The 21,373-nt window shown below is 54.1% G+C and carries 17 protein-coding genes; 4 read left to right on the forward strand and 13 right to left on the reverse strand.

What is annotated here, in order from left to right:
* A partial coding sequence (locus tag KKG35_13115) for a sigma-54-dependent Fis family transcriptional regulator (GenBank protein ID MBU1739066.1) occupies positions 1–145 on the forward strand: 145 nt, incomplete at its 5' end.
* 150 nt (positions 146–295) lie between these two features.
* On the opposite strand, the gene KKG35_13120 is transcribed toward KKG35_13115, so the two are convergent.
* From KKG35_13120 to KKG35_13150, 7 genes are all read right to left on the reverse strand, one after another.
* Positions 296–685: a VanZ family protein gene (locus KKG35_13120; protein ID MBU1739067.1), complete on the reverse strand. Its 390-nt coding sequence runs from the start codon at positions 683–685 to the stop codon at positions 296–298.
* A 92-nt stretch (positions 686–777) separates the two neighbouring features.
* Positions 778–2,148 carry a cell envelope integrity protein CreD gene (creD, locus tag KKG35_13125; protein MBU1739068.1) on the reverse strand — a complete coding sequence of 457 codons (1,371 nt, stop codon included), beginning with the start codon at positions 2,146–2,148 and terminating at the stop codon, positions 778–780.
* Positions 2,149–2,322: 174 nt separating this feature from the next.
* Positions 2,323–3,759 carry a two-component system sensor histidine kinase CreC gene (gene creC / locus KKG35_13130; GenBank protein MBU1739069.1) on the reverse strand — a complete coding sequence of 479 codons (1,437 nt, stop codon included), beginning with the start codon at positions 3,757–3,759 and terminating at the stop codon, positions 2,323–2,325.
* The gene (gene creB, locus KKG35_13135) at positions 3,756–4,451 is read right to left on the reverse strand and encodes a two-component system response regulator CreB (protein MBU1739070.1); all 696 of its coding nucleotides are present in this window, start codon (positions 4,449–4,451) and stop codon (positions 3,756–3,758) included. Before creB ends, creC begins: the two co-directional genes overlap by 4 nt.
* Before the next feature lie 344 nt (positions 4,452–4,795).
* Positions 4,796–5,269, reverse strand: coding sequence for a hypothetical protein (locus KKG35_13140; protein ID MBU1739071.1), 474 nt, complete (start codon positions 5,267–5,269; stop codon positions 4,796–4,798).
* Between the two features lie 42 nt (positions 5,270–5,311).
* Positions 5,312–6,493: a 3-phosphoglycerate dehydrogenase gene (locus KKG35_13145; protein ID MBU1739072.1), complete on the reverse strand. Its 1,182-nt coding sequence runs from the start codon at positions 6,491–6,493 to the stop codon at positions 5,312–5,314.
* Positions 6,494–6,676: 183 nt separating this feature from the next.
* The gene (locus KKG35_13150) at positions 6,677–12,271 is read right to left on the reverse strand and encodes a hypothetical protein (protein MBU1739073.1); all 5,595 of its coding nucleotides are present in this window, start codon (positions 12,269–12,271) and stop codon (positions 6,677–6,679) included.
* Between the two features lie 420 nt (positions 12,272–12,691).
* On the opposite strand from KKG35_13150, the gene KKG35_13155 reads away from it, so the two are divergent.
* The gene (locus tag KKG35_13155; protein MBU1739074.1) at positions 12,692–13,825 is read left to right on the forward strand and encodes a HAMP domain-containing histidine kinase; all 1,134 of its coding nucleotides are present in this window, start codon (positions 12,692–12,694) and stop codon (positions 13,823–13,825) included.
* Positions 13,826–13,843: 18 nt separating this feature from the next.
* On the opposite strand, the gene sbtM is transcribed toward KKG35_13155, so the two are convergent.
* Positions 13,844–15,436: a selenobiotic family peptide radical SAM maturase gene (gene sbtM / locus KKG35_13160; protein ID MBU1739075.1), complete on the reverse strand. Its 1,593-nt coding sequence runs from the start codon at positions 15,434–15,436 to the stop codon at positions 13,844–13,846.
* A 396-nt stretch (positions 15,437–15,832) separates the two neighbouring features.
* Complete coding sequence (sbtA, locus tag KKG35_13165) at positions 15,833–15,952, reverse strand: selenobiotic family radical SAM modification target peptide (protein MBU1739076.1); 120 nt, start codon at positions 15,950–15,952, stop codon at positions 15,833–15,835.
* 293 nt (positions 15,953–16,245) lie between these two features.
* Here sbtA and yedF point away from each other — a divergent pair, with 293 nt between their 5' ends.
* Complete coding sequence (gene yedF, locus KKG35_13170) at positions 16,246–16,605, forward strand: sulfurtransferase-like selenium metabolism protein YedF (protein ID MBU1739077.1); 360 nt, start codon at positions 16,246–16,248, stop codon at positions 16,603–16,605.
* Between the two features lie 33 nt (positions 16,606–16,638).
* On the opposite strand, the gene KKG35_13175 is transcribed toward yedF, so the two are convergent.
* From KKG35_13175 to KKG35_13190, 4 genes are all read right to left on the reverse strand, one after another.
* Positions 16,639–17,202 carry a Slp family lipoprotein gene (locus tag KKG35_13175; protein ID MBU1739078.1) on the reverse strand — a complete coding sequence of 188 codons (564 nt, stop codon included), beginning with the start codon at positions 17,200–17,202 and terminating at the stop codon, positions 16,639–16,641.
* Positions 17,203–17,823, reverse strand: a complete 621-nt coding sequence (locus KKG35_13180) for a hypothetical protein (GenBank protein MBU1739079.1) — start codon at positions 17,821–17,823, stop codon at positions 17,203–17,205.
* A 445-nt stretch (positions 17,824–18,268) separates the two neighbouring features.
* Positions 18,269–19,042, reverse strand: a complete 774-nt coding sequence (locus KKG35_13185) for a hypothetical protein (GenBank protein ID MBU1739080.1) — start codon at positions 19,040–19,042, stop codon at positions 18,269–18,271.
* 1 nt (position 19,043) lies between these two features.
* Positions 19,044–19,994 carry a lytic murein transglycosylase gene (locus tag KKG35_13190; GenBank protein ID MBU1739081.1) on the reverse strand — a complete coding sequence of 317 codons (951 nt, stop codon included), beginning with the start codon at positions 19,992–19,994 and terminating at the stop codon, positions 19,044–19,046.
* A 474-nt stretch (positions 19,995–20,468) separates the two neighbouring features.
* On the opposite strand from KKG35_13190, the gene KKG35_13195 reads away from it, so the two are divergent.
* Entirely contained in the window at positions 20,469–21,365 is an 897-nt protein-coding gene (locus KKG35_13195; protein MBU1739082.1) for an Abi family protein, read from the forward strand.
* The last annotated feature ends 8 nt before the right edge of the window (positions 21,366–21,373 follow it).

Below are 21,373 nucleotides of genomic sequence, written 5' to 3' on the forward strand. Positions count from 1 at the left end.
TCAGGTGGAAAATCTCTACCTGAAAAGCCTCCTCAAGGAACACCGGGGAAGAATCAACAATGCCGCCAGAGCAGCCGGAATTCACTCAAGAAGCCTGTTCAACAAGATGAAACGACTCGGGATAAAAAAAGAGGATTATCGGTAAATGAAACTTTTTCCGAAGAGGGTTTGCGCTGATTTATAACTACAATTCTTTGACCCCGTTGCTTTTCTTTTCCGGTTTTGTCCGTCTCTGGATATCAAGCTCCGGAAATATTCAGGGCCAAATTCAAACCAGAAACTCTTAAGGGGCCTGCTATTTATTCGCAATCAATCGCAACTTTGGGGTGTTTGAGATGAATGAAAAAACAACAATTCCTACCATATTGGCAAGCAGGTCAAAGGGGTCAAAGGTTCTGCTTGGGATACAATACTGACTGAGTTCTTCCATGGTGACAAAGCCTATGACCAGGCAGGTCCCCACAAACATCTCGGTTCCGCCGACCCTGAAGCGGCGAAGCTTGAAGAAGGTATTCGCTCCCAGGGCAAGAAGACCGAAAAGAATCAGATGGCCGATTTTGTCGCCATGCGGCAGAGCTTTTACCAGACCAAAAAACACACTATTCGTGCCGGAATCGGCCAGGTATATTATCCAAATGATGAAGCAAAAAAATACCGCGGAAAGAAATCGGCTGAATGTATCCATAATGCATCACCACGGTCGGCAATTTTGGGGAATCGACTTCTTGCCTTGTGATGGCTCTCATTTCTTTAGCCATCACAAGGCAAGATGAGCTCTTACATTTGTTTCGGAATGGGTTCCGGCCGGACACCGGCGGCGAAGGCATTATACCAGTCAATATTTCTGGTGAGATACATCGCAACACCAAGGGCGACAAACAAGCCGATACTGCCGAACAATAAGGCGTAGTCCTGCAACTGTAAGACCACGAAGAGGAAACTGTACAGAACCGAGAGTTTGGCCGCGATCAACATGGCAAGGGTGGTGTTCGCCAGAAATCCCTTGGTATAGGCGGTGATCATCCCGATGATCGCCACACTTGCGATAAGATAGGCGACGTTAAACGAGATATGTTCGGAGATCGACAACAGTAAGGCGTAAAAAATAATCAAGGCCAGGCCGATCATGATATATTGGACCGGGTGGATGATTCGATGATTCAAAATTTCGATGATAAAAAAGGCCAGAAAGGTCAGGGCAATGAACATCGCCGCATATTTTGCCGTGCGCATCGTTTTCTGATAATGATCGACCGGCAGCAGAAAATTCGTGCCGAAAGAGGATCCTTGCACGTAATGCTTGTTGCCAAGCCACTGCTGTGGATAATTTCTGTTAAAATGCAGAACCTGCCATTCCGCATCAAAACCATTTTTACTGATCTGTCTTTCTTTCGGTAGAAATTGGCCGGTGAAACTCGGGTCACTCCAGTTTGAATGCATGGCCAGATGGGTTTCTTTGCCGAGCGGCACAAATTGAAGTTCACTGCTGCCGTTGACCTCTAAGTTGGCGGTAAAGTTGTATTGTTCAGTTCCCTGGTCCAATGCCAAGGCCGAACTCACCCCTGATTCCAGAACGTCGTTCGTGGCAATGCCGGGATTTACCGGTAATGGCTGCCCGTTCCAGGTGATCGAAATCGGCGAGCGAATCCCCTTCATGTCGGTGATGCCGATTGCCACAAAGGCATCTTGCCAGAGCACATTTTCTTCAGACACGCCAAGCCCCTTGAAATCAGGTGGAGGGAATTGCCCGTTAAGACTCATTGTTGCACTGTAGAGCGGAACTTTATAGATGCCCCGGTAACGGGTCTGGGTGTCGACCTTGCCCTGAATTTCCAGGTTGTTCGGCAGGAAATGGGCATAGCGGGTTGTGCACTGGGTATTGCCCTTGTCATCTTTAAAATAATTTTTAAAGGGGACCGTCAGCACCGGACCGGCAATCACCTGCGACTCACCCCATTTGGAACTGATTTCCTGTGAGGCGCCGCTCCGATACCCTTCACGTTCGGTAATCAGCGACTTGACCATCATGGCCGGAATCAACAAAACAAGACACAATACGCCGATGATGAACAGGCGCACATTCACTGAACTTTTCATCTCCCGGCCCAGCCTGCACAGGGAGCCTATTTTTGTTGATTCGATAGACATTTCTTCAGATAAATCCTTGCTTAGATGACTCATGTTCTCCTCCTTGCGGGTTGGCAATCAAGATGTGTCGCGTCCAATTGCGGTTGATTGCAGATGAACTTTCCCAGAGGATACGAAAGGCGTGTGAGGATAATTTGAAGACGAGGTGAAAAGTTTGTGAAATCGGTGAAAACTTCAGTCCTGCATGGACGGCAGGATCAGACTGGCCTCAACCCCGCCGGTCTCGGCGTTGATCAAGCGGATATCGCCATGATGGAGATGGGCCACTTCTTTTACCAAGGCAAGTCCCAGACCGGAGCTTTTCCGGCCGGTGTCGGGGCGTTTGAGTGAATAAAATCGGTCAAAGATTTTTGGCAGGGCATAGTCTGGAATTCCCGGGCCATGATCCCGCACCGTAAACTCGAGGCCGTCGGCCGACGGAGCGATGCGGATATCAATGTGGCCGCCGCTTGCTGAAAATTCTACGGCATTCTGGATGAGATTCACCATGGCTTGGCGAATCAGAAATTTATCGCCCAATACTCGGCAATTATCTTCGCTGGTTATCTTCAGGGTCAGCTTTCTTGACTCAAAAAGCGGGGCCATGCTCTCTTGAACCTCATGGAATAGAGTGCCAAGATCAAGCACCTCGACCTCATCGATATTCTTTTTGCTTTCAAGGGAGGAAAGCAGCAACAGCTTTTCGACCACCGTATTGATCCGGCTGGTTTCGGTGTCGATGTTGTCAAGAAAGCGCGCCCGCTGTGGTTCCGGAACATCTTCCCTTAATAGCTCGGCAGCGCCCCGGATGGCTGAGACCGGACTTTTTATTTCATGGGTCAGGGTCTGAACGTATTGTTCCACATACTTCTTGCCCTCCAGGGCATCCCGCATCTCTTCAAAGGCAGTGCCGAGATCGTTCATTTCACTAGTGCCAAGTAAAGGCCGTAATGGCCTTTCGCCGTCGCGAATCGCCCGGGCGTATCGCATAAGTTTTCGGATCGGCACCGTCACCATTCTTGACAGCAGCATGCCGACAAAGATGACAACAAGCCCGATCAACGCCCCGGCCCAAACAATGCGCGCTGTTATTTTCTCGGTAAAAAGATTGGCGGTTTTTGTCGGTTTGCCAACCGAGACAACGCCGATGACCTCATCTCCAACGATAATGGGGGAAGCCACATACATGGTGCTTAAAGAGAGATTGTCGTGATCTTCGTGGGAAGTGCGCGCCCCGTAACCACCTTGTAATGAAAGAAGAACGTCCCGCCACTGCGAATAATCCCGCCCCACGGATTCGCCATTCTCCGAGTCGAAGATCACCAGACCCGAGGCGTCGGTCATGTAGACCCGGTAGTCGACGGAAGTTTTCGTGAAATCAAAAACCTGGGCGGAAAACTTGCGGGAATGGACATCCTTAAACGCCGCCCGGAACATTTCGACGTCGATCTTGCCATCCTGCGCCGAGGCGGCAGCCAGGGAGGCCAGGACCCGTGAGGCATCAACCAGCGGTTCTTCCGTGGCCTTGCGATATTCCGGCTCCAGGGAATCGCTCACCCAGACAACCATGACCGAGATGCCGATAACCACCACGACCAGGATTCCCAGGAAAATACGTGTTTGTATTCTCATTCCGGTTCCTTCAGAGAATACCCGATCCCCCGGTGGGTAATGATTGGGTCGACGTCGTCCTTTATTGTTTTAAGTTTCTGGCGGATTGTCTTGATGTGGGTGTCAACCGTTCGGTCAAAACTCATGGCCGGGTCTTCCCAGGCCTTGTCCATCAACTGCTCACGGCTGAACACCTGTCCCGGCTTTAAGACAAGGACTCGAAGAAGTCGGAACTCATAACGTGACAGTTCAAGATTTTTGCCATGATAGAAAATGGCATGCCTTTTTTCGTCCAGTTCGAAGTGATTGCATGAACGGCTTTGCAGTGCGCCGGCTGCAGACGGACCATTCATCGTCCTGCGCAATACGGCTCGCACTCGGGCGGTTAACTCCCGGGGGCTGAACGGTTTGACCACATAGTCGTCCGCGCCCAGCTCAAGCCCCACCACCCGGTCCACTTCATTGGCGCGGGCCGTAACAAAAATAACCGGAATGTCCGTGATTTTGCGGAGTTCCCGTAAGACCTCAAAGCCACTCAGGTCAGGAAGTCCCACATCCAGCACAACCAGGGAGATTTCCTTCTTGGCAAGTGTTGCCAAGGCCTCATGGCCGGTCTCACACCACACCGGTTCATAACCTTCGGTGGTCAACGCATACCTGATGTTTTCGGCAATGGAAGATTCGTCTTCCACCACCAGAATCGTCTTGGTCATTGGATCCTTTTTACCATGCTGTGTTCTGTCGGCGCATCTATTGCTTCAAAGAAAATGAGGTCGTCCATTACAAGGACCTTGTCAAGAGATAAAATCCTTCCTTGTGATGAGATAACAGTTTTCCCCTTTTGGGAAGGTTAAGACTTGTCGAGTTCTCCGTTACAGTAACTAAAGCTACTTTTCCTGCACCCGGTATTCCTCTCTGGAGAATCCATCTGCAGAGCGAACGTTATCAGATTAATGCAGGAACACAAGTTGTAGTCCCGTGTTGATATTCTGTAGAAAACATGATTTTGTAGTTTCTTCGCGGTGGAAGAGTGGAGAAAGTAAAGTGGTGGTTCAGGTCAGGCGTCAACTTGTTCCTTTCGCCCGGAAATGATCCGCAGGGCAACGGCCAGAACGAAAATGATCGCCACATAGACACCCATTTCGGCCAGCACTGGCCAGAGAGTGGCCCATTCCGCCTTGTGTCCGGCCGTCTGGGCCACGATCGAATGCTCGGCCTCCAGCATCAGGATACGCCTGATACTGGATATGATGCCGATGTAGAGAAACGGGTTCAGGGTAAAAGCTTCGCGTTTCAGAAAACGCATGATCGGCCACATCAGCTCCATGATGATCAGGACGAGCAGAACGTCATTCACCACATGGAGCAGCACCTTGATCTCCGGGTTGAACAGGCTCGGAATGGTTCTGGCCAGGATCAGAGCCGCACAGGCCAGAAGGATGATCGCCACCAGGAAATGCATGATGTCGTCAATCATGATCAGGATCTGGCGAAGACCTTTAACATTCAGGAGGTATGGTTTTTTCTCCATGGGATTTCCCTTCTCCGGGCTGCCGCCGGTTCTTACCGGACTTCAGCCCTGCTCGAAATTGATGATTCTGGTCCTGATGACCCCGGGATGATTTTCGATCCTGACCCTGACCGCGTCGGGCAACGGACTTTCCAGGTCGATGATATTGTAGCCGACCTTGCCGTTGCTCTCGTTCAGGTAGCTCGCGATATTGATCCCGTTTTCGCCGATGGTTTGGGAAGCAAAGCCGATCATCCCGGGAATATCACGATTGATCATGATCAGCCGGGCCCTGACATTGCCGGAGGGGATCGACTCGGCGGTCGGGAAATTCACACTGTGAAAGATGGTCCCGTATTCCAGATACCCTTTCAATTCCCTGACCGCCATCACCGCGCATTGCTCCTCGGACTCTTCGGTACTCGCCCCGAGATGCGGCGAACAGATCACCTTGGGGTGACCGACGGTCGCGGGAGTCGGGAAATCGGTAATGTAGCTGGCAAGCGTCCCTGTTTCCAGCGCAGCAAGAACCGCCGACTCGTCGACAATCGGCCCTCTGGCGTAATTCACCAGCACCGCGCCGGCCGGAAGTTTTTTAAGCAGGTCGGAATTGACCTTGCCCCGGGTCTTGTCATTCAGCGGGACATGGACACTGAAGATATCCGCCACCCGCAAAACCTCATCCAGGGACCTGGCAAGATCCGCCGCCGGTGACAGCTGGTGAATATTCTCCATCGCAGGGAAAGGGTCGAACCCCACCACCTTCATCCGGTGTTTGATCCCGAGATTTGCCACCCGGACTCCGATCTGCCCGAGACCGAGAACACCAAGGGTTTTCCCCGCCAGCTCAAAACCCCGGAAAACGCTCTTTCTTTTTTCCACTTCCCGGGAAATTTCACTCTCGGTCAGACCAGCCAGACCCTGGCAGAAATCCATCCCCTGATGGATGTTTCGGGCGCTCATCCCGAGCATGATGAAGACCAGTTCGGCAACTGCATTGGCATTGGCCCCGGGAGTATTGAAGACACAGACCCCCTGCTCCGTCGCCTGCTCAACCGAGATATTATTGACCCCCGCCCCGGCCCGCGCCACGGCCAGGAGGGTCGGGTAATCGGCAGTATTTAACGCACTACTCCGGACCAGAATGCCGTCGGGCTCCGTTTCCGTTTCACTGAGCGAATACCCTTCACCGAAAAGAGCCAGCCCTTCCGGGGCAATCCTGTTCAGGGTCTGTATCCTGTACATATCACTTGTCCATAAAAGAGCCTCCCCGACGAACAGTTTGCGGGGAGACGGTCACAGGTTTCCACTCGTCGAGAGCGGTTTAGGAGCCGTTCAGAAATAACATGGCTGTTTAGGCTGCCTTAGCTTACGGCTCCTTATGCCATTCGGCTCCCTAAAACGGCCATGTTATTTTCTGACCATGGCTTACTTCATGATCACCGAGTTCTTGTTCGATTTACCGCTGCCGGCGGAAATATTGATATTCTGACCGAAACTTAAGGGGCTGTCGATATCATTCACGGTGATCCCTTTACCGGAAACAACCGAGACATTGCCGTTCACATTGCTGCCGTTCTGGATGATGACGGCGCCGGAATTCGCTTCGGCCCCGGAACCAACCGCCACGTTCAGGGCGCCCGCCCCTTTGACCCTGGCTGAGACGTTGCCCCGAACATTACTGTTCTCGATCTGGACCGCACCCATGTTTGCCGTGGCCCGGTTCCCCACTGCGATATTGGCAGCGCCTCCGGCTACAGAGGTGGTAACATTCCCGGCAACATTACTGTTCCTGATATTCGTTGAACCCATATTTGCCTCGACCCGGTTGCCGACGGCAACATTCAGGGCAGCCCCACCCACGGTGTTCTTGATATTGCCCTGAACATTGCTGTTGCTGATATTGGTGGCAGCCTGGTTCGCCGTGGCCCGATTGCCGACGGCCACGTTCAAGGCAGCACCACCCACGGTATTGGTGATGTTTCCGGCAACGTTACTGCCGCTGATTTTGGTTGCTGCCTGATTGGCTTCCACCTGGTTGCCGACCGCAACATTCAGGGCCGCTCCGGCCGCGGTGTTGGTGATGTTGCCGCGGACGTTGCTGTTACTGATCTTGGTCGCGGCCTGATTCGCCTCGGCCCGGTTGCCGACCGCGACGTTCAGGGCCGCTCCGGCGGCGGTGTTTACCGCATTGCCGGTAAAATTACTGTTCTGCATCTTTAAAGCCGCCTGGTTTGCTTCCACCCGGTTGCCGACCGCAACGTTCAAAGCGGCGCCGGCTGCGGTATTCACGGCATTCCCCTTGAAATTGCTCCCTTCAAGCTTGATCGCCGCCTGGTTCGCTTCTGCCCGATTGCCGACGCCGACGTTCAAAGCAGCACCGGCCACGGTGTTGACCGCAGCGCCCTGAAAATTGCTATTCTTCATCTTCAGGGTTGCCTGATTAGCCTCCACCTGATTGCCGACACCCACGTTTAAAGCCGCGCCCGCAACGGTATTTACCGCAGCGCCCTTGAAATTGCTCCCTTCAAGCTTGACCGCCGCCTGATTCGCTTCCACCCGATTCCCGACCCCGACGTTCAGGGCAGCCCCCGCCACCGTATTGACCGCGGCCCCGCTCAGCGTACTGTCTTTCAGTTTAGTCGCCGCCTGATTGGCCTCGGCCCGGTTGCCCACCGCAACGTTCAAGGCTCCACCGGCCACGGTGTTTACCGCCGCACCCTTTAAGGTACTATTCTCCATCTGCAAAGCACCCTGGTTCGCCTCCACCCGGTTGCCGACCGCCACGTTCAGGTTCGCCCCGGCCACGGTATTCACTGCCGCTCCGGTCAGGGTACTGTTCTTCATCTTCACTGCCGCCTGGTTTGCCTCGGCCCGGTTGCCGACCGCCACGTTCAGATTGGCCCCGGCAACCGTGTTCACTGCGGCACCGGTCAGCTTGCTGTTCTCCATCTTCACCGCCGCCTGGTTCGCCTCCACCCGGTTACCGACCGCGACATTCAGGTTGGCCCCGGCCACGGTATTGATTGCCGCTCCCACCAGTTTGCTGTTTTCCATTTTGGTGGCGGCCATATTCGCCTCCGCCCGGTTGCCCACGGCGATATTATTGGCACCGCCGGCGGCGATGACCGTGTTCACCGCAGCCCCGGTGAGCTGGCTGTTCTTCATCTTCAAGGCCGCCTGATTCGCCTCCACCTCATTGCCGACCCCGACGTTCATTGCACTGTCCCCGGCCACGGTGTTGATGGCCGCGCCGGTCAGCCTGCTGTTTTCCATCTTGATGGCGGCCATGTTGGCTTCGACCCGATTGCCCACACCAACGTTGATCATCCCGCCTCCGGCCACGGTATTGATCGCGGCGCCGGTTAAATTACTTTCCTTCATATTGAGAGCGGCCTGGCTGGCGGCAACCTGGTTCCCTACTCCGACATTGATTGGGCCTGCCCCTGCCGCCGTGTTGATGGCGGCGCCGGTAAGCTGGCTGCCACGCATATTGATGGAAGCCTGACTGGCATCGACCTTGTTGCCGACCCCGACATTCACCACAACGGCACCGGCTGCGGTGTTGATCGCCGCACCGGTCAACCTGCTGCTCTCCATATTGGTCGCCGCCATATTGGCCCTGGTCTCGTTGCCGACCCCGACGTTGGTCATAATCCAGCCCCCGGCGGTGTTGATATTGGCCCCGACAAGCTGGCTTCCCTTTTCCATATTGGTAGCCGCCATATTCGCCTCGGTCCGGTTGCCGAGCGCGACATTGGTCACCACCTGGCCGCCCGAGGTATTGATCGCCGCGCCGATCAGCTTGCTGTCCTTCATATTGACCGATGACATATTGGCCGTAGTCTCATTGCCCAGCGCCACGTTGGTCACCACCTGGCCCCCGGCGGTATTGACCATCAGCCCTTTCACATCACTGCCCTTGGCCAGATTGACCGACGCCATGTTCGCCTCGGTCCGGTTGCCGAGACCGACGTTGGTCACCACCTGCCCGGCAGCGGTGTTCACCGCAGCGCCGATCAGTTTGCTGTCTTTCATGTTCACTGAGGCCATATTGGCTTTTGTTTCGTTACCAAGCGCCACATTGGTCATGACCTGGCCGCCGACGGTGTTCACCAGCAGCGCTCCTGCCTTGCTGCCTTCCATGTTGACCGCGGCCATGTTGGCATCAGTTTTATTGCCGAGAGAAACATTGGTGACCGCCTGACCGGCTGCGGTATTGACCGCGGCACCGATGAATTCACTGCCCTTCATACCCATGGAAGCCATGTTCGCCTTGGCTTCATTCCCCAAAGCGACATTGGTCATCGCCTGACCGCCGACGGTGTTGACGTTGATCCCCATCAGCTTGCTGTCCTTTTCCATATTGATCGAAGCCATGTTCGCTTCGCTCTTGTTGCCGAGCGCGACGTTGGTTACCGCCTGGCCGGCGGCGGTATTCACCACAACCCCGAGAAGCTTGCTGTCCTTCATATCCATCGCGGCCATGTTCGCCTCGGTCTCGTTGCCGAGTGCGACATTGGTCACGGTCTGCCCCGCCGCGGTATTGACGTTCACCCCAAGGAGCTGGCTGTCCTTGATCGTCGTTGCCGCCATATTCGCTTTGGCTTTATTGCCGAGACCTACGTTGGTCATGGTCTGGCCACCGGCGGTATTGACCACAACCCCCAGCACGTCGCTTCCTTCAGCCTTGGTGGCGGCCATGTTGGCCTCGGTCTCGTTGCCCACCGCCACATTGGTCACCGTCTGCCCGGCGGCGGTGTTCACCGCAACCCCGAGCATCCTGCTGTCTTTCAGCTTGGTTGCGGCCATATTCGCTTCGGTCCGGTTGCCGACTCCGACGTTGGTCATGGTCTGACCACCTGCAGTATTGACCACAACGCCGAGCAGCTTGCTTCCCTCGACCTCGGTTGTTGCCATATTTGCCTTGGTCTCGTTACCAACTCCCACGTTGGTGACGGTTTTCCCTGCCGCGGTATTGACCAGCACGCCCAGCAGTTCACTGTCTTTCACCTTGGTTGCCGCCATGTTCGCTTCGGTGCGGTTTCCTACCGCCACATTGGTCAGGGTGTCCGAGGCCGCGGTATTGACCATCACCCCGACTCCTCTGCTGCCTTCAATGCTGGTCGAGGCCATGTTGGCCTCGGTCCGGTTGCCGACCGCCACGTTGGTCAGGGTCTTGCCGGCCACCGTATTGACTGCAACCCCGATGAGTTTGCTGTCTTTCATACTGGTGGCCGCCATATCAGCCTTGACCTTGTTGCCCACGGAGACGTTCGTCACCGTATCCCCGGAAACGGTATTGACCGCGGCGCCAATAAACTGACTTCCCTCCATCCGGGTTGCCGCCATGTTGGCGTCCGCTTCATTGCCCACCGCCACATTGGTCAAGGTTTTTCCTTGCACCGTATTGACAAAGGCGCCGATCGCCTGGCTGTCTTTGAGGTTGGTCGCACCCATATTGGCCCGGGTCCGGTTGCCGACCGCCACATTGGTGGTCGTGTCACCGGAGACGGTATTGACCGCAGCGCCAATCATCTGGCTGCCTTCCATGCTCGTTGCAGCAAGATTGGCCTCAGTCTGGTTCCCAACCGCCACGTTGGTGAGGGTTTTACCCTTCAGAGTATTGACCGTGGCCCCAAGGAACTTGCTGTCCTCGGCGCGGGTTGCGGCCATCTCGGCCCGGGTCTTGTTCCCCACCGCAACATTGGTAATGGTATCAGCCTGCAGGGTATTGACCGAGGCGCCGACAAAGACACTGCCTTTGGTATTGGTTGAGGCCATGTTGGCATCGGTTTCGTTGCCGACGGCGACATTGGTCAGGGTTTTCCCTTCCACTTTATTGACGGCACCACCCACAAAAACGCTGTCTTTCATATTGGTCGAAGCCATATTGGCATTGACCTTGTTTCCTACCGCAACATTGGTGACGGTCTCGCCTTTCAGATTATTGACTGCAGCGCCAACCATCACACTGCCGTCGACATTGGTTGAGGCCAGGTTGGCGTTCGCCCGGTTGCCCACCGCGACATTGGTGATGGTTTTCCCTTCCAGGGTATTGACCGCAGCGCCGACAACGACACTGTCTTTCACCTTTGTTGAACCGAGGTTGGCATTGCTTTTATTGCCGACCGCAACATTGGTGATCGTCTCGCTCTTGACGTTATTGGTCAAAACTCCGACGACTTTACTGTCTTTCACCCCGATGGAGGCCAGGTCGGCATTGGTCTCATTGCCGACCGCAACATTGGTTACCGTTTTGCCTTCCAGAGTATTTGCCGCCTTGCCGACAAAAAGGCTGCCCTCCACAGTGGAAGACCCCATATTGGCGCTCGTTTTATTGCCGACCGCGACATTGGTGACGGTCTTGCCCTTGACCGTGTTGTCGAACAGGCCGACCACCTTGCCGTCTTTCACATTTGTCGAGGCCATATTGGCCCTGGTTTCGTTGCCGACCGCAACATTGGTGAGGGTGTCGCCTTCCAGATTGTTGTTGACCTTGCCGACAAAGATACTCCCAGAAACATTGGTCGAGGCAAGGTTGGCATCCGTTTTGTTGCCGACCGCCACGTTGGTGATGGTCTTGCCGGTGGCCTTGGTGGTGAAATTACCGAGGACCGTGCTGTCCTTGATCCCGGTTGAAGCGGTATTGGCCTTGCTTTCGTTGCCCACCGCAACGTTGGTAATGGTCTTGCCTTCAATGGCATTGGTGATGTCACCACGCATCTTCGTGTTGTCGAGACTGGTGGCGACCAGATTCGCGTCGGTCTTGTTGCCGACCGCAACATTGGTCAGGGTCTCTCCCTTCAGGGTGTTCGTGACCGTACCCGTGTATTTGCTGTCCTTGACCGCCACCGACCCCATTCGGGCCTTGGTGTCTTTACCGACGGAAACATTCGCCGACTTGCTCGCTTCAAGGGTGTTGTTGATTGTGCCGTCGACAGTAGATTCAGATCTGCCGGCTATCGGGCTCAGGAGTAAAAACAGGGACACGGCCACAGAGATCTCGGTTAACTTTCTCATATTCATTTCCTTGGGATGGATTTTTCTGGCTCACCTCTCTCATGTCAGATAGTGACAGTTCACCAATATTCTGTCAATACGAATAAGGAACAAATACACCTTTCCGAGTTTGGCTAATCTCCCGATAATAAAGGGGTTTCGGCGATTTTTTCTTGCATGTGTTCGACAAGAAGCCAGAAGCCAGGAGTCAGAAGCCAGGAGAAAAGCATAAAGCTTAAGTTGAGCAGCGTGCCTGCTTATACGAAACTTATGCCCCCTGGGCGAAAGCGAGATTGCGAGACATCGAGACTTATCCCCCTCAAGGCGGTACTGGAGTGAGTACCCGAAGGAAGAAAATAACCGGATAGCCTGTTGACTTTCGAAAATCACTCATTCATCATATTGATAGGGGAATGCGTCATTCAGATATGAGAGAGAGAAATGGAAACACACTTCGCCAGTCCGGAAAGAGCCGATGCTTCCGAGCTTGAACAAATGGTCCTCAGCATCAACCGGAACCCGGTCATTGATGGCCTGATGCAGAGCGTCGGCGGCCTGCTTGCCGTACTAAACCAGCACCGGCAGATTCTGGCGGTGAACGACACCCTGCTGAAAATGCTTGGCTTTGAAAATGCCGATACAATTCTTGGTCTCAGACCCGGTGAGGCAATCAACTGCATTCATGCCCACGAAATGCCCGGCGGCTGCGGCACCAGCCAGCACTGTTCTTCATGCGGGGCGGCGATTTCCATTGTTTCAGCGCTCTCTTCCAACGAAACCATGGAGAAAACCTGCGCCGCCACCGTTGCAAAGAATGACGAGATTGCTGAAATCTGTTTCAAGGTCAGGGCCTCCCCCCTACACATCGACGACAATCTCTTCATCCTCCTCTTCCTGCAAGACATCACCTCCCAGGAGGAATGGGCCGCTCTGGAAAGGACTTTTTTCCACGACATCAACAACATCGTCACCAGCCTCGCCGGAAACGCCGCAATGCTTGAACTGCAGGACGGCAACCTCGACCCCGGCATGGCCGGGCAGATCCGGATGCTTTCTCTGCGGCTGGCCAAGGAAGTTGCCATCCAGGGAGTCCTGGCGAAGAGCTCCGGCGGCAGAAACTACCGTGTTTCCCTGCAGGGGATATCCATCCGCCAGCTCTTCACCGAACTCGGCCAGTTCTTCACCAGCCACCCCGCCTCGAAAGACATCACGCTGCTTCTGCCGGAAAAATATCCGGTTGACACCATCAAAACGGATTACTGCCTGCTCCTCAGAATCCTGACCAACATGCTGGTCAACGCCATGGAGGCATCCAAAGAAGGCGATACCATTACCCTCGGCTTTGAAATGGGCGATGATCACGCGACCTTTTCGGTCAACAACCGGCAGACGATTCCGGAGAATATCACCTGCCGGATTTTTCAACGGCATTTCAGTACCAAATCGGGAAACGGCCGGGGGATAGGCACTTACTCGATGAAGCTGTTCGGGGAAAAATACCTGCGCGGCAAAGTCACCTTTTCCACGTCGAACGAGAATGGAACCACCTTCAGACTGGCTTTGCCAAAGAGCTAGTTGGCGCGAAAGGGAAGATCACTCTTTCAGAAAACAATAGGGATCACGATCTTTTCCGATATCGAGGCCGAATCCATAGCCCACCGCCTGACAGCCGCCGCAGACCGGCCTGATCCGGCAGCCGTCGCATGACCTGCTGCCCTGCCGGTAGCGTTCAGCGGCTTCGGAATCAAAGATCTCGCCCAGACTCTGCTCCAGAATATTGCCGACCAGGGAAGGAAGCTTCCGGCAGGCATGGACCTCACCATCGGGCAACAGGGTGATAAAATTAAACGCCGCCCCGCAACCATATCCGGTGCAGCCGCCGATAGGTTTTTTCCCCTCTTCCATTCTGAGCAGGTTGAACAGATTGTCTTTCAACCGCATGACCGGATTCTTCATCGCTGCACCCTGATACCTGGCGAGAAAATCACGAAACCCATCCGGGTCACAGGAGTAGAGACTCGCCCCCTCACCGACCATCGCCAACCGGTTGAAGGTGAATGAATCAACCCGCCCCTTCAACATCTCACCCAGGGGAATCACCTGCTCCTGATTGTCCCTGGTCAGAGTCAGCATGACCATTGAATAGATCCCAAGCTCCTTGAGTATTTCCAGAAACGCCATGATCCGTTCAAAATGGCCCTCCCCCCGGATATAATCATTGTGCTCGGCGAGCCCTTCAAGGCTCACCTGAAAAAAAGCAGGGTGCTGGATTCCGATCAATTCCTCCAGAATCTCTTTTTTTGCGGGATTGCCGAGAATCCCGATCGCCAGCCCACGGTCGGCGGCTGCCCGGTACAGGTCTTTAAAATAAGGATACAGCAGGGGATTCCCGCCTGAAAATGAAACCTGCCCGTCCACATGACGGTTCCGGCAGAACTCCCGGAAATCATCGAGCACCGCTATCCCCTGTTCCAGATCAAGAGTGTCCCGGCGTGACCGGTCATAACAATGACGGCAGTGAAGATCGCAGGCCTGGGTCAGATGCCACTGGAGAGTGAAGGCGTCGATGGTCGAATACTTCTCCTTTTCGGCAAGACATCCTTCCGGGAAAAAACCATCACCTCTTTTTATTGCCGAGGGCGGTGACAGCACCGTTTCACTTTCCACGCCTCCGGCAATAGCCAGATCAATGGCGCCTATCGGCAGTCCGCCCGCCAGGGCGGCATCTGCCGGCGATATGTTTTCCAGAACCAGTTTAAGCACCAGCAGATCTTCATCTGTGGCAACCTTGCAGCAGGGTTCATCCTGACCGGATTTCTTCCAGACCATCACCACCTGCCGACCTTCCTCCGGCACACCGTCCTTTGGTAAAATCAGGTCCGGCAAACCCTGCCAGGACAGCTCGAGAACAGTCAGCGACGGATTGATCTGAAAACCATCTGCAGGCGGCGTCAGGTCAAAATCAGTCTCGCCAACCCCTTTCAGCGCCAGTTCCAACCGGCAGAGATCAGCAACGAAAGGAGGAACAACTGATTTTTCAGCCAGGGAAGCAAAGAAGTCGGGGAGGTTGTTGCTGTCTGGGATTTCGGAAAAGCTCCCCGCCGCCGGCTCCGGCAATTTCTTGTCCAGAAACCGGCAGCAGGAGGGGCAGTGTTTGCGGATCGTTTCGATGGTCATCGTCTGCATATGGAAATACTTTCACCCTTCGGGTATAAGTCTCGATGTCTCGCAGGCTCGCTTTCGCCCAGGGGGCATAAGTTTCGTAGAAGCAGGCACGCTGCTTAACGTAACTAATCGGTATGAGCAGACGATCTGCTCGACTCAGCTTTAACTCCTTCACCGGGATCAGGATTAGAGAAAACCACATTCAGCAGCCATCGATCCAATCAACTCTTCATGTCCCGAGATCCGGCAGGAAAACCTCCGCCGGAATGGTGCTTACTTCAAACGTTGAGTGCAAACTGCACTCATTCCCATGCAACCCGTACCGGGTTACTTGGGATTCGTTCACCCGCTTGGCTTTGGAGCCGGCGGGGGAACTTTGGCCGCGTCAGTGCCACCTGCACTGGACTTGGTGTCGGTTCAGCCGCTGGCGCTGCCGCCAGTCGTTTTGGCACAGCCGGAAAGTGCAAGTCCGGCCCCACCCATGAGTGCCACCAGGCTGAGCCCGGCAAGCATCTTTTTCAGGTCTTTACGATCCATACTTATCTCCTATTACATGTTAACAGGAAACTACTCTGCCTTCCTTCCCGGTCAGGAAATGCAGCGCCAGACAAGGCCGGAGGGAAGAGCGCTCTACCCTGAAACCCAGGCCATGTCCACTCACACTATCAATTCCTTCATGATCCTGTCAATAAGAACAGTTCCTGACAGATCACCCTCTCAACAATATTAAGTCAACATAAAGATATCATTGAGAATGATTTATCTTTTCACACCTCTTCGGGAAGGGTAAGTTGGGAGAATCATGAATTGAAAATATTGTGGAGGATCAAATGACTGAACAACTGAAAACAAACGCCTGCCTGGTCATCTATATCAATTCCGAATCCATCGGGTCGGGAGATTCCGGCCTGGGGAAAACCCTGATGGGTGCCTATATGGAAACCCTGAGCCATTCGATCAACGAGATATCTCACATTATCCTGATCAACTCGGGAGTAAAACTTGCCTGCAAAGGGTCTCCTGTTGCCGATGACCTGAAGGCCTTTGCCGAGGTCGGGGTCAGGATTCTCTCCTGCGGAACATGCCTGAAATTCTATGGGATCAAAGACCGCCTGGAAGCGGGCGAGGTTTCAAACATGGTCACGATCGTCGACACACTGAAAAAAGCAGGGAAAGTGTTAAGCCCGTGAGGATGGAAAAATCTTTTGCGGTTCTGGATTTTTCTATAAACCTATGCGGAATCCGAATCCAACCCGCGTCTGGGGCTGATTGCGATAGCGGTGTTTGGGCCAGAGATGAACCTGCCCCGATTTCAGGACCGGCAACTTCCGGCGACTTTCACCGATTTTTTCCGCGGCCAGTGATTCGATGATGCCGACTGCAGTCAGGTATCGCCCAGGGGCATAGTCAAGGGGTTCAAGAAATTCCGGATACTCGATCATGAACCGTCCGGTCGGCGACTGATACTCATCCGGATTACCATCTGACCCTAAAGGATAGGAGAGGACCTGGATCCGGGTCACTTTCTCCCCATTGGTAATCTCTACGATAAGCCCTCCCCACTGGACGGTCCTGCCCCGCAGCCCCTGATAGCCGTCAATTGCCTGAACGGGTAGAACATCACTGTCGACCATGCTGGTATCCAGCGGGCCCGTCACCGCACAGCCTGCCAGAAGCATCAGGACTACCGCCACACTTCTGCAGAGATTCCGCTTACAGCGCAATGAAGTATCAGTCGACTTGTTCATCACAGACGAATCTGGAATCATGACGATTTTCCCAGGCATTTAAATCTTGTTCTTCCTTCTCATTCTGCCAAGGATACTGTTGATACTCTCGGAATACTGCCCCTGTTCCTCGTGGACAAGTTTATAGAAATCACAGTCCTGACAATTTATGATCTTGCTGGCAAAAGTCCCCTGTTTTTCTCCCGAACAGAATGAGCCGCCGATCGCCCAGCAAACTCTGCCACCCATGGTTCCTTCATTCATGGCATTGGTAGAAGTTTCTGACCCGACAGGGCACCCTGCAAGCCCCGACACCTCCACCTGGCCTGGCCCTCGGCCGCACTGATGATATTCCCAGCAGTTTAATTTCCGCAGATGGATACCAATCAGCCCCAATCCTTCGGCAAATTTATGATAGGTCAGCGGCTTTCGCACAAGCGCTGCCTGGCCGGATGGGAAATCTTTGATTTTCGATAGATAGCTATCGTCATCGGTCAGAAAGATGATCTTCTGCGCAATATCACCGATCACCTGCCTGATCTCTTTGCTCTCTCTCGCACTTTTCACGTCGAAAATCAGAATGTCAAATTCCTGCCCCGGAAAACGGGCATCAGCCAGATCTTCCAGGGATCCTTCAGAGACCAGCTGCAAAGAGATATTGCGGCTGATACTGCTGAGCAATATCAGGATCCTGGCTGACTCTGCGGAACTCACACTGACAACCTGTGCTTTTAGCGAAAACCTTTCCATCACACCCTCTCCGGATATCCATGAACATCCGACTACCGGTAAAACATCCATCCCTGAACCAGGAACCCACATTGTATCACAGCACCTGACCGCACAGTCAAGATAAAGCTGAGTTGAGCAGATCGTCTGCTCAAACGAAACTTATACCCGAAGGGTGAAAAGCTGAGTTGAGCAGATCGTCTGCTCAAACGAAACTTATACCCGAAGGGTGAAATAATTGAGAAACATAGAACGACTCGGAACGTATCGAAGACACGCCGCGGCGGATAACAAACAGTGAGACTTCAAGCGACGGGAAATGGTCCCATCCGGGCGCCTGCACCCCCTTGAGGAGGGCAAACCTGTCGCTTGGGACGTTCACGCTCCGGGCTAACCATCAATCGGATTTCCCGGCCCATCCTATCTCGCCGGCAGTCAGCGGACCGACAATTGTCCTGGCAAGACCTTCCGGCATCGTTGCTTCATTTTCAGAAAGAGGAATGGTCCCACCCATGATCTCAGCCAGTTTCTGGGGATACAGGGGAGAAAGATCCGGGTCGGCATAACCTGCCGGATAAAACGGCAGACCGGTTCCGGCGTCATATTTGTCTCTGGCGCCGAGGGTGTGCAGCATCTCATGGACAATGATCACATTGTTCCGTGATGCCAGACGCCGGTCGGCAAAGGCTTTAACAATACAGACCTGACCCTGCTCAATGCCTACCGAGTGATCAAGTTCTTTGATGTTCTCGGAATCGTGGTAGAGAACAAAGACCTTGATATTCCCCGGCCCGTCGTAGGTGTCGGCACGCCAGGCCCACCATCTGGTTTTCAAACTCCAGAGGATGATCTGCAGGACATTTCCCCCAAACGGGGCCGCAGGCGGCAGAGAATCCACCCGGGGTGCGATCTCGACGGTCACCGGTCTGTCGAGAGTGATCCCGAACCTTTTTCCCTCATCGGCCATGTAGCGTTCAACCGGCTGAAAAACATCGGGGTCAAGGCCTGAGATGTAGTCATCAGCCGCCTGGCTGTTGTCACCATTGACCGGGTAAATCACAACCTCCAGGGGAATATCCCAGGAAGCACTCCTCTGCTTGGTGAGCCAGGCATTCCCGGCAACAATCACCAGGATTACCAGCAGAACTCCAATGCGGACAGCTTTGAACATTTCACTCCCCTTTTCCCAGACGGTCGGCAAGAGTCCCTACGGCAACGGCAAAGTAATCAGACCGATTCCATTTTAAAATAACCCGATAATTATCATAGGCCAGAAACACGCGCTGCCCGTTCTCATCGGGGATGATCAGCGAGGCGGCAAGATCCCGCCTCGGGAGGGGCGAACCATCGATCCTGCGAGCCCCGAGTTCCCGCCATTCACTGATGGTCATGACCCGGTCGTGCCCGGTAAGAGAGCGGTCAAAACCGGCAGGCAGTTTTACCTCCCGTCCCCAGGTCTGGTCATCCTGCCAGCCGGAGGAACCGAGATAGTTCCCCCCGGAGGCAAACAGATCGCCAGGATTCCGCCACAGATCCACCCGGCCATCACCATCATGATCGACCGCATATTCCCGAAACACCGAAGGCATGAACTGCAGGCCGCCCATCGCGCCGGCCCATGAACCGATCATCAGTTCCCGGCTGATGAGACCGTCATCGAGAATATGCAGGGCATGGAGAAGCTCTTTACGAAAATACCTGCCGCGCCTTTCATCAAAGGCAAGAGTCGCCAGCGAGCCGATAACCGGAAAATCTCCGAATATCCGCCCGAAATCGGTCTCGATCCCCCAGAACGCCACCAGAAATCTCGGCTGCACGCCATACTTCTTCGCAATTTCGGCCAGAATCTGCCGATGATTTTCGAGCAGTTCCCTGCCTTTCGCAACTCTTGCCTCCGAGACGGTGCGGGCCAGATACGATTCAAGGTCCAAGGTAAACTCGGGCTGATTCCGATCAAGGGCGATCACTTTCTCCGAGAGGGCAACCCCAGATAAAGCCGTCTCCAAAGTCGCAGCGGAAATCCCCTCCTGCTGGGCCTCGCGTTGCAATTCCTCCAGCCAGGTAGCGAAATCAAGGGCCACCATTGCCGACCCCGGATGGAACAGACACAGAACAACCAGCATGGCCAAAACGGACTTCCCGCACCATTCGGGCATAAGTTTCACACGAGCAGCCGAGCCACCCAACCCAGCTATAAAACAACAAACTCCAGTCATAATTCCCAGCCTGTTTTGCGTTGACTTCACAATTAATCCCTATCATATACCAGATGTATTGACACATGCTATCCGAAGAGGAAAAAAAATGCCTCCTCCCCTTAAATAGTAATCGAAGGGAAATTATCGCCTACATTTAAATAACGCTTGGCAAGAAAAAATATTCAGGATAACAAATGGTTATGATCCAAACACAAAAAATCGGTCGGGGAAAAGCACAGCGCCAAAGAGGCATATGCTGCGGTTGCAATAACTCCTTGCATTTATGGACAAATGTATTTACTGTATTCCAAGTCACGCACCAATACTCGAACAACACCCCCCACGCATCCCGTAAGCTCTGCGCACCATGGGGGGTTACTTTTTTTCAGGGGGTAAAGAATGCGTTTTAATAAACCCCCGAAGACCTTTGCTGAACAGGTGGAACTTCTCGTCACTCGCGGGATGGAGATTGAAGATCCATTACGTGCCGAGCGCTACCTTTCCCACCTGAACTATTACCGCCTTGCGGCCTACTGGCTACCCTACGAGCAAGACCATCCCACCCATCGTTTCCGGCCCGGCACCAGCTTCAATACCGTTCTCGAACACTATATTTTCGATAGGGAACTGCGATTGCTGGTTATGGATGCCATCGAGCGGCTAGAGGTCTCCTTGCGCACCCGCTGGGCCTATCATCTTTCCCATTCCTACGGCCCCCACGCCCATCTTGACGGCGGCATCTTCAAAAAGGGCCGCTGGTCACACCCGGACAATGTGCAAAATTTGAAGGATGTGGTCCGAGCCAGTTCAGAGGTCTTCATCCGCCATTTTTACACCTATGATGAAGAGTTGCCGCCTTTGTGGGCCGTCTGCGAAATTATGACCCTAGGTCAGCTTTCAAAGTGGTACGCCAATCTGCGCCATGGCCGGGACCGCAACGCCATCGCCGGCGCATACGGACTCGACGAAGTCAACCTGACCTCCTTCCTGCACCACTTGAGCATCGTCCGAAACCTCTGCGCCCATCATTCCCGCCTCTGGAACAGGGAGTTCACCTTCTCCTGGAAACTGCCCCAGGTGAAACCGGCGGGCCTGGCGGAGAATTTCAATACCACAGATGGCAAAAGGCTTTACAACACACTGGTCATGCTGGCCCATCTCCTGGACCGGATCAACCCCCATAGCTGGAAGAAGCGTTTGGGAGCGCTACTGGCCAAACATCCCGAGGTGCGCGAAACCAATATGGGTTTCCCCATTGATTGGCGGGAGCGGTCGATCTGGAGGGGGCAAGTATGAAGCCGGGA

The sequence above is a fragment of the Pseudomonadota bacterium genome (genome assembly GCA_018823285.1).
In the GTDB taxonomy this organism is placed as follows: Bacteria; Desulfobacterota; Desulfobulbia; order Desulfobulbales; family JAGXFP01; genus JAHJIQ01.

Coding starts and splice junctions, on each gene's coding strand:
- KKG35_13120 (MBU1739067.1), bottom strand. CDS start 685: ATGGATACATTCAGCCGATTTCTTTCCGCGGTATTTTTTTGCTTCATC.
- creD (MBU1739068.1), bottom strand. CDS start 2,148: ATGTCTATCGAATCAACAAAAATAGGCTCCCTGTGCAGGCTGGGCCGG.
- creC (MBU1739069.1), bottom strand. CDS start 3,759: ATGAGAATACAAACACGTATTTTCCTGGGAATCCTGGTCGTGGTGGTT.
- creB (MBU1739070.1), bottom strand. CDS start 4,451: ATGACCAAGACGATTCTGGTGGTGGAAGACGAATCTTCCATTGCCGAA.
- KKG35_13140 (MBU1739071.1), bottom strand. CDS start 5,269: ATGGAGAAAAAACCATACCTCCTGAATGTTAAAGGTCTTCGCCAGATC.
- KKG35_13145 (MBU1739072.1), bottom strand. CDS start 6,493: ATGTACAGGATACAGACCCTGAACAGGATTGCCCCGGAAGGGCTGGCT.
- KKG35_13150 (MBU1739073.1), bottom strand. CDS start 12,271: ATGAGAAAGTTAACCGAGATCTCTGTGGCCGTGTCCCTGTTTTTACTC.
- KKG35_13155 (MBU1739074.1), top strand. CDS start 12,692: ATGGAAACACACTTCGCCAGTCCGGAAAGAGCCGATGCTTCCGAGCTT.
- sbtM (MBU1739075.1), bottom strand. CDS start 15,436: ATGCAGACGATGACCATCGAAACGATCCGCAAACACTGCCCCTCCTGC.
- sbtA (MBU1739076.1), bottom strand. CDS start 15,952: ATGGATCGTAAAGACCTGAAAAAGATGCTTGCCGGGCTCAGCCTGGTG.
- yedF (MBU1739077.1), top strand. CDS start 16,246: ATGACTGAACAACTGAAAACAAACGCCTGCCTGGTCATCTATATCAAT.
- KKG35_13175 (MBU1739078.1), bottom strand. CDS start 17,202: ATGCCTGGGAAAATCGTCATGATTCCAGATTCGTCTGTGATGAACAAG.
- KKG35_13185 (MBU1739080.1), bottom strand. CDS start 19,042: ATGTTCAAAGCTGTCCGCATTGGAGTTCTGCTGGTAATCCTGGTGATT.
- KKG35_13190 (MBU1739081.1), bottom strand. CDS start 19,994: ATGCTGGTTGTTCTGTGTCTGTTCCATCCGGGGTCGGCAATGGTGGCC.
- KKG35_13195 (MBU1739082.1), top strand. CDS start 20,469: ATGCGTTTTAATAAACCCCCGAAGACCTTTGCTGAACAGGTGGAACTT.